Origin of the sequence: Pseudidiomarina piscicola (assembly GCF_902806985.1) — a bacterium.
GTDB lineage: Bacteria > Pseudomonadota > Gammaproteobacteria > Enterobacterales > Alteromonadaceae > Pseudidiomarina > Pseudidiomarina piscicola.
Genome location: NZ_CADCXY010000004.1, coordinates 97,747 through 111,407, shown reverse-complemented (window position 1 = coordinate 111,407; position 13,661 = coordinate 97,747). Strand labels below are relative to the sequence as shown.

The 13,661-nt window shown below is 51.5% G+C and carries 13 protein-coding genes; 8 read left to right on the top strand and 5 right to left on the bottom strand.

The features are described 5' to 3' along the window. Position 1 precedes the first annotated feature (1 nt). The 4 genes from ntrC (at position 2) to PSI9734_RS08890 (ending at position 4,576) form a co-directional block, all read left to right on the top strand. Positions 2–1,399, top strand: a complete 1,398-nt coding sequence (gene ntrC / locus PSI9734_RS08905; RefSeq protein ID WP_173920770.1) for a nitrogen regulation protein NR(I) — start codon at positions 2–4, stop codon at positions 1,397–1,399. A 75-nt stretch (positions 1,400–1,474) separates the two neighbouring features. Then, positions 1,475–2,152, top strand: coding sequence for a response regulator transcription factor (locus PSI9734_RS08900; protein ID WP_173920769.1), 678 nt, complete (start codon positions 1,475–1,477; stop codon positions 2,150–2,152). A 17-nt stretch (positions 2,153–2,169) separates the two neighbouring features. Next, positions 2,170–3,519: a sensor histidine kinase gene (locus tag PSI9734_RS08895; protein ID WP_173920768.1), complete on the top strand. Its 1,350-nt coding sequence runs from the start codon at positions 2,170–2,172 to the stop codon at positions 3,517–3,519. A 37-nt stretch (positions 3,520–3,556) separates the two neighbouring features. Beyond that, on the top strand, positions 3,557–4,576 hold the full coding sequence (locus tag PSI9734_RS08890) for an alpha/beta fold hydrolase (protein WP_173920767.1): 1,020 nt from the start codon (positions 3,557–3,559) through the stop codon (positions 4,574–4,576). Here the strand turns inward: PSI9734_RS08890 and fieF are convergent. From fieF to PSI9734_RS08875, 3 genes are read right to left on the bottom strand one after another with little or no spacing between them, the layout of a single operon-like run. Then, the gene (gene fieF, locus PSI9734_RS08885; protein ID WP_173920766.1) at positions 4,479–5,441 is read right to left on the bottom strand and encodes a cation efflux pump FieF; all 963 of its coding nucleotides are present in this window, start codon (positions 5,439–5,441) and stop codon (positions 4,479–4,481) included. The two genes, PSI9734_RS08890 and fieF, sit on opposite strands and share 98 nt — an antisense overlap. Next, positions 5,442–5,906 carry a tRNA (cytidine(34)-2'-O)-methyltransferase gene (locus tag PSI9734_RS08880; protein ID WP_173920765.1) on the bottom strand — a complete coding sequence of 155 codons (465 nt, stop codon included), beginning with the start codon at positions 5,904–5,906 and terminating at the stop codon, positions 5,442–5,444. It lies immediately after the preceding gene. A gap of 29 nt (positions 5,907–5,935) precedes the next feature. Further along, positions 5,936–7,372: a type 2 periplasmic-binding domain-containing protein gene (locus PSI9734_RS08875; RefSeq protein ID WP_173920764.1), complete on the bottom strand. Its 1,437-nt coding sequence runs from the start codon at positions 7,370–7,372 to the stop codon at positions 5,936–5,938. Between the two features lie 205 nt (positions 7,373–7,577). On the opposite strand from PSI9734_RS08875, the gene PSI9734_RS08870 reads away from it, so the two are divergent. Next, positions 7,578–9,251: a type 1 glutamine amidotransferase family protein gene (locus PSI9734_RS08870; RefSeq protein WP_173920763.1), complete on the top strand. Its 1,674-nt coding sequence runs from the start codon at positions 7,578–7,580 to the stop codon at positions 9,249–9,251. 3 nt (positions 9,252–9,254) lie between these two features. On the opposite strand, the gene pyrE is transcribed toward PSI9734_RS08870, so the two are convergent. Further along, on the bottom strand, positions 9,255–9,899 hold the full coding sequence (pyrE, locus tag PSI9734_RS08865) for an orotate phosphoribosyltransferase (RefSeq protein ID WP_173920762.1): 645 nt from the start codon (positions 9,897–9,899) through the stop codon (positions 9,255–9,257). A 61-nt stretch (positions 9,900–9,960) separates the two neighbouring features. Next, positions 9,961–10,674: a ribonuclease PH gene (gene rph / locus PSI9734_RS08860; RefSeq protein WP_173920761.1), complete on the bottom strand. Its 714-nt coding sequence runs from the start codon at positions 10,672–10,674 to the stop codon at positions 9,961–9,963. Between the two features lie 120 nt (positions 10,675–10,794). On the opposite strand from rph, the gene PSI9734_RS08855 reads away from it, so the two are divergent. The 3 genes from PSI9734_RS08855 (at position 10,795) to PSI9734_RS08845 (ending at position 13,593) form a co-directional block, all read left to right on the top strand. Further along, positions 10,795–11,658 carry a YicC/YloC family endoribonuclease gene (locus PSI9734_RS08855; RefSeq protein WP_173920760.1) on the top strand — a complete coding sequence of 288 codons (864 nt, stop codon included), beginning with the start codon at positions 10,795–10,797 and terminating at the stop codon, positions 11,656–11,658. A gap of 179 nt (positions 11,659–11,837) precedes the next feature. Next, a complete protein-coding gene (locus tag PSI9734_RS08850; RefSeq protein ID WP_173920759.1) occupies positions 11,838–13,067 on the top strand; it encodes a tyrosine-type recombinase/integrase in 1,230 nt (409 codons plus the stop codon). Further along, positions 13,060–13,593: a hypothetical protein gene (locus tag PSI9734_RS08845; protein ID WP_173920758.1), complete on the top strand. Its 534-nt coding sequence runs from the start codon at positions 13,060–13,062 to the stop codon at positions 13,591–13,593. Before PSI9734_RS08850 ends, PSI9734_RS08845 begins: the two co-directional genes overlap by 8 nt. The last annotated feature ends 68 nt before the right edge of the window (positions 13,594–13,661 follow it).

The window sequence follows — 13,661 nt, the reverse complement described above, 5'->3', positions numbered from 1 at the left end:
CATGCAAAGTCAGCACCCAGTATGGCTACTCGACGACGACAGCTCGATTCGCTGGGTTTTAGAGCGTGCGCTGCAGCGCGCTGACATCCATAGTCGTAGCTTTGCTGAGGCGGCGAGCCTATATGCCGCATTAGAGCAAGAACAGCCACAAGTATTGTTGACCGACATTCGCATGCCCGGTGACGATGGCTTGGCCGTGCTTGAGCACGTGCAGCAACGTTACCCACAGTTGCGAGTCGTGGTGATGACCGCTCACTCTGATCTCGATTCCGCAGTAAGTGCCTTTCAAGGCGGCGCATTTGAGTACCTGGCCAAGCCTTTCGATTTGGATGAAGTACTGCGAACCTTGCAACGCGCCCTGCAAACCGCAACCCCCAAACAAGCTACTCCAGCGGCCGCGCCCGCAGGCTTAGTAGGTGCCGCGCCGGCGATGCAGGATGTATTTCGCGCCATTGGTAGGTTGTCGCAATCGAGTGTTACGGTATTACTGACCGGTGCTTCGGGCACCGGTAAAGAATTGGTAGCGCGCGCCTTGCACGAACATAGTCCACGTAAGGCCAAGCCGTTTATCGCACTAAACATGGCCGCCATTCCTGCAGACCTCATCGAATCTGAACTGTTTGGTCACGAAAAAGGCGCCTTTACTGGAGCGACCCAACGTCGGCGCGGTCGCTTCGAGCAAGCCGACGGCGGCACCTTGTTTCTGGATGAGATCGGAGACATGCCCTTAGCGGTGCAAACACGCCTGCTAAGAGTGTTGGCTGAAGGGCAGTTTTACCCAGTTGGTAGTTATGAGCCGGTACGCGTCAACGTGCGCATCATTGCGGCGACCCACCAGCAGTTGGAACAGCACGTCAGCGAACGCACCTTTCGCGAAGACTTATTTCATCGCTTAAATGTGATCCGAATTCAGTTGCCGACACTGGCTGAACGGCGCAGTGATATACCGCAGTTGGCGCACCATTTTTTGCAAAAAGCGGCACAAGAGCTCAATGCTGAGCCGAAGCAATTAACCAGTGCCGCCGAAGTGCAGTTGCAACAGGCGCACTGGCCGGGCAATGTTCGACAGTTGGAAAATACCTGCCGCTGGCTTACAGTAATGGCTCCTGGGCGTTGGGTCGATGTTGCCGATTTACCCGATACCCTAGATACAACGCCTTCAGCCAGCAATGAACACCAAGCTAGCGGTTGGCAAGACGCCATGCGCAACCACATTCAACAACGTTTAGCAGCGGGCGATGACGGTATTTTATCGGACGTCGTCGAGGTAATTGAGCGGCTGGCGCTGGAAACTGCGCTGGAGCATACCGACGGCCACAAACAACAGGCGGCGGAAAAATTAGGTTGGGGCCGCAATACCTTGACCCGAAAGCTAAAAGAGTTGGTAAAAGAAACGTAAATACACTATCTATTTATAGGCGTCTTTACATAATGCTTAGTCTGTAAAGCCAACTATAAAACCACAGGGAAACTTATGAGCAAATTATTACTTGTTGATGACGATGCTGAACTAAGCAGTATGTTAGAGCAGATCCTCACCAAGGAAGGTTTTGAGTTAACGCTAGCTGCAGACGGGGAGACCGGTCTCGAGCGCGCGCTAAGCGGATCTTACGATTTAATTTTGCTCGACGTTATGTTGCCTGGTATCGACGGCTTCCAACTGTTACAACGCCTGCGCCAGCAAGCGCGTAACACGCCAGTATTGATGCTGACGGCACGCGGTGACGACGACGATCGAGTGGCCGGACTTGAATTGGGCGCCGATGACTACTTGCCCAAGCCGTTTTACCCGAAAGAGCTCGTCGCTCGCGTAAAAGCCCTACTGCGCCGCACGCCGGCCACGAGTGTGCGCCAAGAAGCCGCTGAATTTGCCGGCTTTACCGTTGATCCCAAAAATAATAAAGCGACCTGCGATGACGTCGAGTTAGATCTCACACCGACGGAATTTGATATTTTAAGAACCTTGGTCGGTGGTACTGGTGAAGTGATCAGCAAAGACCAATTGTCGGTGGCTGCCCTTGGCCGCTCGCTGGCGCCGTTTGACCGCAGCCTCGACGTACACGTGAGCAATATTCGTAAAAAATTACCGACGAGTCCTGAGCGGATACAGACAGTTCGCGGTCGTGGCTATCGCATTTTGCAACTCGCTTAAGCTAGAGCACCCGAGCGATGCGCTGGTACCACTCCCTATCACTGCGGCTGTTGTTACTGTTTTGGGTGCTGTTGTTCGCGGTTGCAAGCAGTGGTTATCTGCTGGCACTGTGGTTTAGCAAACCCATTGCGGCGGAGCCGGTACCTGCAACCGTGCAAGCTTCGCTCGCACCGCTTCTATCGGAAGTAACCACCTTTCGCTCGTTAACACCGGGTCGACTGCTTGCCGGCGACTACCGAGTCGCCGCCAGTTTGGCGCCAAGTGGCAAAGAACGCTTGCAACTTGATCGCAGCTTAGCGCTAAATCATCGCGATATCATGATGCGTCAGCTTGAGGCCGAGCAGGCCCAGCAGTATCCGCTGGGCAATCTAATGCTGATGGGGCCTTTTGAGCTCGAAAACTATCGGATCTTAATCACCCGCCCTATCACTTCAAGTGAGCGTCAAGAGCAGGTGGTCACCGAACAGCAAACCCAGCGGGTACAAACCTTAGTATTGCTGATAGGTAGTTTGGCTATCGCCATTTTACTTGGCGCCTGGCTAGTCATGCCCTTGCGGCGGTTGACCCGCGCTACTCGCGAAATCGCCGAAGGTAGTGAGAAGCTCAGCCTAAGGCGCCTGCCTAAGCGCAACGACGAGTTAGGCGAGTTAGCGCGCGCGCTTGCCACCACAGCGCATGATCTTGCGGTTTCCCGTGATGCCCAGCGGCGTTTACTTTCGGATGTCTCACATGAACTTCGCTCACCCCTAGCACGGATGCAAGTGGCGTTGATGTTAACCGAGGGCAATGACTCGCAAGAACAGCAAGAAAGCCATATGGCGCAGTTGGGGCGTGACTTAGAACGCTTAAGCACCATCATTGAGCGTATTCTGTCGCTGTCTCGCCTCGAAAATGGGCTGGTGCAGCTACAACGTGAGAAAGTTGATACACGTGCACTTGTTGAACAGCTTATCAAAGATCTACGCTACGTGGATGCCGAACAAGGGCAGCGCGTGAAGTTGCAAGAACCGAACGAATGGCCAACTACCGGTAGTGACGCAGAACTCTTGCGTTTGGTACTCGAAAACTTAGTACGCAACGCTTTGCAGTATACCGACGAGAGTATCGAGCTAAGTTGTCAGGCAAACGCCAGCACTTTCACTATAGTGATTCGCGACCATGGGCCTGGCGTGCCAGAAGAACATTTAAGCCAATTGTTTACACCGTTTTACCGCGCCGACCCATCACGGAACCATAAGGCTGGTGTTGGCTTGGGTATGGCGTTAAGCTTGCGTGCTGGTGCCGTGTTAGGTGGTACCGTTTCGGCGCGTAATCACCCCGACGGTGGGCTTGAGGTATCGGTGCAGATGCCGCTGGTGGCACTGTAACGCAGCAATGTTTATTTTACCGTAGGAGCACCTTGGCGTGCATGACGATAACAAAGACGCTTGGCAGGCGTTTTACAATGACACCGTTCTGCCTTACTGGCATCAATATGCCGAGCGCCGCTACCTACAGCGCCCGCAGCAGATCAAGCTGTGTTATTACCTGATACAGCCGCCTCAGGCGAAGGCCATCGTACTGATTAGCCCTGGTCGTATTGAAGGGGCGATTAAATACCCAGAGCTGGTATGGGAGCTTGGCCAGCAAGGCTATGCGGTGGCGATTATTGACCATCGGGGGCAAGGTTTTTCCGATCGGCTCACCGATAACCCGCACAATGGGCATGTGCATCATTTTGACGACTTCGTCGATGACTTTGCTAGCTTTGTGCGGGCCGCCGAACAACAAATGCTAGACCATTATGGCAGCCGCTTGCCGACTTACCTGGTCGCGCACTCGATGGGCGGTGCTATTGCGGCGTTGTACTTTTCTCGTTATCCCCATGACATTAAAGCTGCGGTATTGTCGTCGCCGATGTTTGGTATCAACACCGGTAAACTTCCCCACTGGTTAGCGGTCGCCGTTTCGCGCACCGGAGCCGCGCTCAACTCGTTGCTTAGTCCGCAAAAACCTTGGTACATATGGGGCACGGGTGATTATGTTGAAGTGCCATTTAGCGATAACAACTTATCGCATAGTGTGGCCCGTTATCAGACCTTTCGTGAGCACTATCGAGAGCATCCCGAAGTGCAACTTGGCGGGCCAACGTTGCGCTGGGTTGCTGAAGCGTTAAGTGCCGCGCGCCAAGCAGTGACTGAAGCCGGCGCGATTCAAATACCAGTGCTGGTGGTGCAAGCCGGGGGCGATACGGTGGTGGATGCGAAAGCACAGCAAGACTTTGTCGCTGCGCTGGCGCACCCCGAAAGTCAGTTGCAAGTGGTGCCCGAGGCAATGCATGAAATCTTTATCGAGAGTGATCGTTATCGCAAGCCGGTGGTTGAGCGGCTGATTCGCTGGTTTGCGGGTGATCGGGCACCGCAGAAAGCGGGTCCATGTGAATGATCACATCCGTTTCATGAAACAGTTCACGTAGCTCTTGCTCGGCATGGTCAGCAATATCATGGGCCTGACGTAGCGACAAATGGTCGTCGAGCTCAACATGACACTGAATAAATCGCACTGGCCCTGACGCACGCGTACGCAAATCATGCCAGCCATGAATCCCCTTAGTGGCGGCTAATACAGCCACAATTTTTTCTTTGTCAGCGTCGGGTAATTCACGATCCATAAGCCCTTGAAAGGCATCCCAGCCAATTTTTATAGCGCCGTAGGCCAAATACACTGCAATTAAAATCGCAAAAACACTATCAGCCCAATAGAAGCCATAAGCACTTAGCCCAAGCGCAACGATGACCGCAGTATTTAGCAGTAAGTCAGACTGAAAATGGAGGTGGTCTGCGGCAATTGCTTTTGACTGGGTATGTTTAATCGCCACCCGTTGCAGCAATACCAAGCCAAGCGTCACGGCGATGGCAAAAATTGAGACATAAATGCCCAGCGTTGGCTTAGCGACCGCGCCGCCTTGGTACCATTGTTGCGCACTGTGGATAAGTAGCAGTAGGGCCGACCCTGTGATCAGCGCCGACTGCACTAACGCCGCCAGTGACTCGGCTTTACCATGACCAAAACGGTGTTCATGGTCGGCTGGCTGCAGCGCATAGCGCACCGAGAAAAAGGTAAACAATGAAGCCAGGCTGTCGAGTAATGAGTCCGTAGCCGATGCCAGCATGCTCGAAGCATCGGTACTCACCCACGCCCATAGCTTGACCACAATCAGCGTCAGCGCTACAGAAACCGATGCGCGTGTCGCGGTTTTTACCCAGAATGCATAATCGCGCTCGGGGCGCGACGCTACCTTTTTAGTCAATTAACTGCCTCCGGCAAAATCATGCTGGCGCCAAGCTTCGTAGCTGATAATCGCCACCGCATTGGCAAGGTTAAGTGAACGATTATTAGGCATCATCGGAATACGAATGCGCTGGCTAGCGCTAAACTGCGCCATTACATCATCGGGTAGCCCTTGGGTTTCAGAGCCGAATAACAACACCGACTCATCGGGGTAACGTGATTCCGTATAACAATGGCTACCTTTGGTGGTGCAGGCAAACATAGGTCGCTCGCCCATTGCCTCTTGGAACGCAGCAAAATTGGGGTAGCGCATGACCTTACTCAAGTCGTGGTAGTCTAGCCCCGCGCGGCGTAGCTTCTTCTCCTCAAAGTCGAAGCCTAAAGGTTCAATCAAATGCAACAGACAGCCATTGTTGGCGGTCAGGCGAATAATATTCCCTGTATTGGCCGGCATGACCGGTGTGTGCAGAGCGATATGAAACATTAACCAGCGTCCTTGAGAAGTTCTATGAGTTACCTTGTCGGTGCTTTAACCGGCGTTTGCCGAGCGTCGGGTAAACTCAAATTTAAATAAGCGCGTTGCAGCATCTGCTCAGAGTAAAGGTCTTTAATGGCGCCCGTTCTCACCATTTCACGAAACTTCGTATCAAACCAGTCGCGCAGGTGATAGCCACGAGGGGTTTTCTGAAACACCACATAAATAGGCACAGCGTCGCGTAATTTTACCATGCTATAGGGTGAATTGGTCCAATCGGGCGCGTTCTCAGGGTAACTGATCACCGCACCCATTCGATTCATGTCGAGCATTGCAAAACAATCAAGCTGACTGCTGGCTGAATAATAGTTGAGCTGCGCTGGCAGTAAGTCTTGATAATCGTAGCCTGCGACATGGCAAATAGGTTGTCTCATGGTGCCTTTCAAAACTTGCTCAAGGGCTTGGTCTGAGGCTGCGAATAGAAACAACGGACTGTCAAAATCAATATGATTGCGTGACAAAATAGTGTCAGTTGGAATTTGTTGGCCTAAGGCACCGACAAACGCATCAAAGCGATTGCCATCGATGCCGCGATAGGCGCGATGGAAGGTATTGGTCTGTAAACTTAACTGTGAGGAAACGGGCGCAAATATTTTCTCGACTACGTCCCAATAAGAGCCGGTGCCATCGGGGTTCGTATACTCTGGCCACAGGCCTGCCGTTAAACGCACATGACCAAACTGCGGCGCTTGCTCAAAACCAGGGGTGGTGCGAATTTGTGCTTGGTTTTCTTGTATTATTTCAAGTACGCGACCGCTGGTCAGCATTTCGCCGAGAATGGCTTCAATTTGTGGCACTAAGAAGGCATATTTCTTATGTAAAAAGTGATAACCACTATTCCGCTTGTAGGGCACTGAAATCGTGTAGTCGCTGTCGAGATTCAGCTGTTCAGCTTCAAAATCATTAACTAAAATAGCGTCGACGCGTTGGTTGTTAAATAGCAGCTTTAATTGGGCAAGGTCGACCACTTGTATGTTCGGCAGATCAATAGCGCGCTCGTTAAGTACCGCTTCAACCGACTGAGTGCCGCCAATGTAGGCAAAGCTATCAATGGTTGAAAAGCCACATAGCCCACATTCCCGACGATCGGCGATCATCACTACTTCCGATTCATAAAGCCGGAAGTTCACCCGCACTAAATTAGTGTACTCATCGTGTAAACGTGGAATGCGACCTAGTTCACCCGCAATACGACCATTATTCGCTTCGGTTAAACTGCGATTACGAGGCATCTCTTCAAAGCGTAACTGAATACCGAGCTGCGCATAGGCCTCGCGAAATAGCTGCACCACGAAGTCGGCGATAGGCGATGAGACCGGCTTGCGAAACACCAACTCTTTAGGCCGCTCGGGTGCGTTTTGCCCTTCATCTGGTGCAGGGGTTTGCGCCAACGCAGAGGTACAACACAGCAGCATTAGTGTGAACAGCGAGGTGGCAGAAAGTCTACGAAAATAGTGCAACTTTTAAGGTCTCTGTTAGGTCTATTAAGTTAGATCATAAATGCCGAGGAAGTATAGCACCTCGGTTGTCGAAGAAAAGGTGTTACACTTGGCGCCATCGTAAGTAATCAAGTCGTTACCAAGTCGTCATCAAGACACGCAAGTCATTAGGAGTAACTCGATGCGCACGTCCATTTTGGCTGTTTGCCTGACCTTAGTCACAGGTACGGTTGTAGGCAGCGTTGCCGCTCAACCCAAAAGCAAAAGCGATTTCTTTCCATTTATTGCCCTAGGCCAGTCGCTAGAGGTGTGTTCGAGCATGGCGTGGCAGCGTTGTAACGACACCGATTGGATCGACACCGATGCCATGCGGTCCGACCGCTACGTTAATTTGAGCTCGTCTTACGTTGAACGGCTGTTAGATGATAGAAATTGGACACCGATGCGTCGTGACACTCGTGACGACTTGCGTGAAGCTTTAGAACTGTTGCACGACCGTATGAAGCAAGATGTGATTTCCGAGCGCGTGTTTTTAGAAGAGTTCACACGCCGTGCCACACGCTACATGTATGATCAGTTGTCTGAGCGCGAATGGAACATGATCATTGATTACCTAGAGATGCGTGTGCCTGATGGTGCGCGCTATGGCATCAACCTAGATGCCACTAAAGACACCGTGCAAACGAGCTTACTGCGCCAAGTAACGCGTCAGGCGGCGAAGGTTAGTGATACGGAAACACCGCATGTGCTGGTTATGACAGCAGGTCAGCGCGACAGCCTCGACAAAGTGAATTATTACTTACAGAGTTTTGCCGCCGCAGGTGCCGATGCCTCTTGGTTACCACTTGACCAAGCGGTAGTCGCCGCGCGCGACGCAAAGGCCTGCAACGACCTTGATGAGTACCGTGAAACTGAAATGGACGCGTATCGTCGTGGCAAGGTTCATCGCGACTTGCACCTGCGTCAGCTGGCGTTTTGTGAAACCGGAGACGCCTTGACACAAATTCGTAATGCCGACGCTATTTTCATTGCCGACGGCTCGCCAGACCTACTGCGTCCGCTGTTTATGACGCCATTCAATGAGCCCAACGCACTGGCGGTGGGCATTGCCGAGCGCGTAGCAGAAGAACAGCTGGTGGTGGCTGCCGCCGGTATGGCGGTGAACGTATTGACTAGCAAAGCAGTGCTATCGGCTGGAACGAGTCGCGAAGCCCTCAAAGACGGCGCACATGCGGCCCCAATGCCAGGCTATGGTTGCCATAAGGACGACACTTGCCCACGCGGCTTAAATGAAAACAGCACCACCTATCATCCGCTCGGCGGTGCCGGACTATTCCGTTGGGGCACTTTAGACACCGAAGTAGGTGAGGCTGGGCATCATGGCCGCTTACTGCGTGTTGCAGCGACCAACCGTGTACCGCTGGCGGTCGGCATCGACGCTGCCACCGCACTCATGGTTAACTTAAAATCGGGTCACTTTAAAGTGGTGGGCGAACGTGGCGTGTTTTTCGCTTTGGGTGCTCAGCAGAACGAGCGCGCCGTCGCCGCGAGCTTTCATTACCTGATGGCCGGCGCTACCGGCACCCTTGAGGGCAACGAGGTGAATAACATAAGCTTTGCCGACAGTGCCAAAGTAGTGCAAGAAGACCCGACCACTAACTTCCTTGATGGCCGTGGTATGTACGATGCTTTGCGCTTACTGTGTAACGATCGGGCCAGCATTGAAGTGAAGCAAGAACAGTTCGTGCTTAACTTACTCGGCGGTGAAGGTGTGACCAGCCAGAAAGCCGGCGCAGAATGCCAAGTGCAGAACGCGCGCATTGGCCTGCAATACGCGCCTTCGAAGAGCTTTTAAGTATTAAGCGACGCCGTATTTCGCACGGTAAGCCGCAACAGCCTCGAGATGCTCAGCCAGCTCGGGGCTGTTTTGTAAGTACTCGATCACATCGTTAAGTTTAACGATGCTCACCACCTTCGTGGCAAAGTCGCGCTCAACTTCTTGAATCGCGCTTAGCTCGCCTTGGCCTTTTTCTTGCCGGTCTAACGCAATCAATACCCCAGCGAGTTCCGCATCATTCGCTTTGACAATTTCCATTGACTCACGAATGGCGGTACCTGCGGTGATGACATCGTCGACCAACATAATTTTGCCTTGCAGTGGCGAACCTACTAGGTTGCCACCTTCGCCGTGGTCTTTTTTCTCTTTGCGGTTAAAGCAGTAAGGTACGTCTTTGTTGAACCGGTCATACAAAGCAATCGCCGCCGCGGTGGCAATCGGGATGCCTTTATAGGCGGGGCCAAACAGCACGTCGTAATCGACACCGCTGTCTTGTAGTGCGGCCGCATAAAAGCGGCCAAGCCGGGCCAGATCGGCGCCTTGATTGAATAAACCCGCATTGAAAAAATACGGGCTGGTGCGGCCAGATTTTAGGGTAAACTGGCCGAATTTTAAGACGCCACGGGCGATGGCGAAGCTGATAAAGTCTTTTTGATAGTCTTTCATGTTAACAACCCAAAAGCGTTATTCGTTGTTCGTTGTTCGTTACTCGTGAAAATAACAAACCTTAAGCGAGAGCTTGTTTTTGTAGGTCCATAAGCTCGCGGATGGCGTGACGTGCTAGGTCTAGCATTTCGTTCATGTCTTCCATCGAGAAGGCTTCGCCTTCGGCGGTGCCTTGTACTTCAATGAACTTGCCGGCCTCGGTCATTACTACGTTCATGTCGGTTTCGGCTTTGGAGTCTTCTGGGTAGTCTAAGTCGGCCACTGCGTGACCGTTGTACATGCCCACAGAAATAGCGGCCACTAAACCTTTCAATGGATTGGTTTTAACCATGCCTTCTTTGCGCATCCAATTCAGCGCATCCACTAATGCTACGCAAGCACCGGTAATTGACGCGGTACGCGTACCACCGTCCGCCTGAATCACGTCGCAGTCGATGGTGATCGAGTTCTCACCTAAGGCGTTTAAGTCGACACAAGCGCGCAATGAACGACCAATTAAGCGTTGAATTTCAACGGTGCGACCACCTTGTTTACCGCGCGCTGCTTCACGGTCCATACGGGTGTGCGTTGCCCGTGGCAACATGCCGTACTCGGCGGTGACCCAGCCCTGGCCTTTACCTTTCAAAAAGCGTGGTACGCCTTTCACCACACTGGCGGTACACAGCACCTTGGTTTCGCCAAACTCAATGAGTACCGAGCCTTCAGCATGACAGGTGTAGTTCCGAGTAATGGTCACCGGACGAATTTGTTGGGTAGTACGACCACTTGGACGCATGGGCAGGCTCCTTTGATAGCTTTTTGATGGGCGGGAATTATAGCAGAGTTACAGACGAAATTCCGCGTGCTGAAAAACAATGTTAAACTGTCGGCAACTTTAGATAAGAGACACCAGATTATGATTCAAAGTATGACCGGATATGCGCGCCACGAACACAAAGCCGAATGGGGCACAGTGACGTGGGAGCTGCGCTCGGTAAACCAACGGTTTTTGGAAACCTACTTTCGTATGCCCGAGCAATTTCGCTCGATGGAAAACATGCTGCGCGAAAAGTTGCGCAAACAATTGCAGCGCGGCAAAGTTGAATGCAACCTGCGGGTACATTTTGCTGAGCAAGCGGAAGGTAGCCTGCAACTGAACGAAGAGCTTGCGAAAAGCGTGATTTCAAGTGCCAACTGGATCGCCAACCAAAGTGCATCGGCACAAATTAACCCGCTTGATGTGCTGCGCTGGCCAGGAGTAGTGGCGCAAAGTGAAGACGACATGGACGCCATACAAGGCGATGTTCGCGCGGCATTTGATACCGCCGTCGCTGAGTTTATTGACAACCGTTCAAGCGAAGGTAAAGCCCTTGAACGCCTCATTGAAGAGCGCCTAGAGGGCGTATCAGAGCAGGCGGCGTTTGTGCGCAAACGCATGCCGGAAGTACTTGAGTGGCAACGTGAGCGCTTACTTACTCGACTCGAGGAAGCCAAAGTCGAGCTCGACCCACAACGCCTGGAAAGCGAAATGGTGATGCTGGCGCAAAAAACCGACGTTGCTGAAGAACTCGATCGCCTCGACACCCACGTCGTTGAAACCCGCAAAATTTTGCGCAAAGGTGGCGCCTGCGGCCGCCGTCTTGACTTCATGATGCAAGAATTCAACCGCGAAGCGAACACTCTCGGCTCGAAGTCTATCAACACCGACATCACCACCGCTGCGGTGGAGTTGAAGGTGCTGATTGAGCAGATGCGGGAGCAGATCCAGAACATCGAATAAGGTCATGTTAAGTTTTGTTAAGTATACTAAGTTTGGATAAGGTCGCGTCATTGCGGCCTTTTTCGTATCTAATGGTAATGCAATGTTCGTGATTGTCCGCTATATTGTGGTGACAAGGGTGGTGACAAAGAGTTTATAGGGTCTCCATCTTTAGGTTTTGTCACCACATGGAGATAGTCATGAATAGTAGTCAGATCAAAGCACTTTTTAGAGCCGGAGAGGACGTTCGGAAAAGTGTGGGTGATGGGCTCTATTTCAGAATTGAACAAGGTACTGCTTCATGGTTTGTGCGATATACCTATGCGGGCAAGCGCAAGACCATCACCTTGCTGGAAGGATATCCGAACTGCTCATTGGCTGACGCTAAGATTCAAGCTGCTGCAATTCGCTCAAAAGTTAAGAATGGCATTGACCCCCAGCTTGAGCGTCGTCGAGAAACTGGCGGTGCTATTCACACAGTTCACGATCTTTTTAATGACTGGTTTGACCGCGCAGTAAAGAACCGCGTTAAGCATCCAGGCAATGACGAGCGCGTATACCGTAATTACCTCAAGAGCCGCTTGGGCAAATATTCGCTAAAAGACATTACACCGATTGATGTTCGCAATGTTCTCGATGAGCTGCAGCAGACAGGTAATAAGACTACCTCAGCGCGAGCGCTAAGCATAATGAAGCGTATGTTTAACCACGGCATCAAGCTAAATTTGGTCAGTAGTAATCCAGCGATCTATTTTACCGGAGTCGATGTTGGCCAAGACTATTCGCCTCGAGAGCGCTCATTATCGGAGACCGAAATAGAGGTGGCATTTGCTACTTTCCGCGAGCAACAAGATATCTTCACTCGTGACAACTATCTTGCATGCCTTTTACTCTTGCACCTAGGTTGTCGCAAATCAGAAATCATATCGTCGCGGTGGGAACAAATTGATTTAGAGAACCAGACTTGGTTCTTTCCCGAGAACAAAACCAGTAAGCCAATTACGGTGCCGATCCCAAATCAAATGCTACCCGTGATTGAAGAACTAAAAGTGCGCTGTGCAGGCTCTGAATATGTGTTTCCTTCGCGCAGAAGAAGCAAAAGAAGAGGCTATATTTCTGACGATACGTTGAATCATGCGTTAGCCAAACTATTCGGACAGAAAGTTGATAGCAAGAAAAAGCCCTACCCAAATGTTCTTGGTTCAGCTGGAGTCGACCACTTTACGGTGCATGACCTACGCAGAACCTATCGAACATTGCTTGCTAAGTTGAAAGTGCCAGATGCCATTGCCGAGCGATGCTTGAATCATGAGCTGCGGGGTGTCTTGAAGGTCTACAATCAATACGATTACCTTGAAGAGCGCAGAGAAGCAAACGGCAAAGTAGCTAATTTTCTTGAACCATTAATACATGGAGGTAGCGATGAGTAAACGTGATGAGTTTATCAAAGGTCCCAATGCACTCAGGTTGGCGCAAATAGAGCAGAGCTTGCAGCGGGTTAAAGATGCTGGGTTTGAGCGCGAGGCGGAATTGCTAAGGAGCGAGATTGAATTGCTGCGGCAGAAAGCTGGCACTGTTTATGACTCGGTTGAGCCAGTTTTCGACGAGAATGTAAAACGGAGAGGGCAACCTAAAAATGCAGCAACTGCAAGACATGAAGGGCTTGAGGAGTACAGAACTTGTTTACGCAAGTGGGCGGTCGATATGTATTTAAAAGATCGCAAGGAATCTGACAGTCTTGGCCGGAGTTATCGTTCGAAGCGAGAAGGCAAAAATAACGCAGCAGATTGGCTACTCAAGCTGTTTAAAGCGGACCGTAAAGTAGAGAAAGATAAAAATGCGATCCCAAAAAATGCAGAAACGGGAAATCATCACGGAAGTCCTGAGCCACCATCAAAGCCGAAGTTTAAAGCGACAAAGAACTTCTTTTACAAGGCAATTCAAAATTTTTCGTGAAACATGCGCGCAACCCTACGGAAGGCGTGAATGTTGCGCGCATGTCGCCGATTCCCATCAGTTAATTT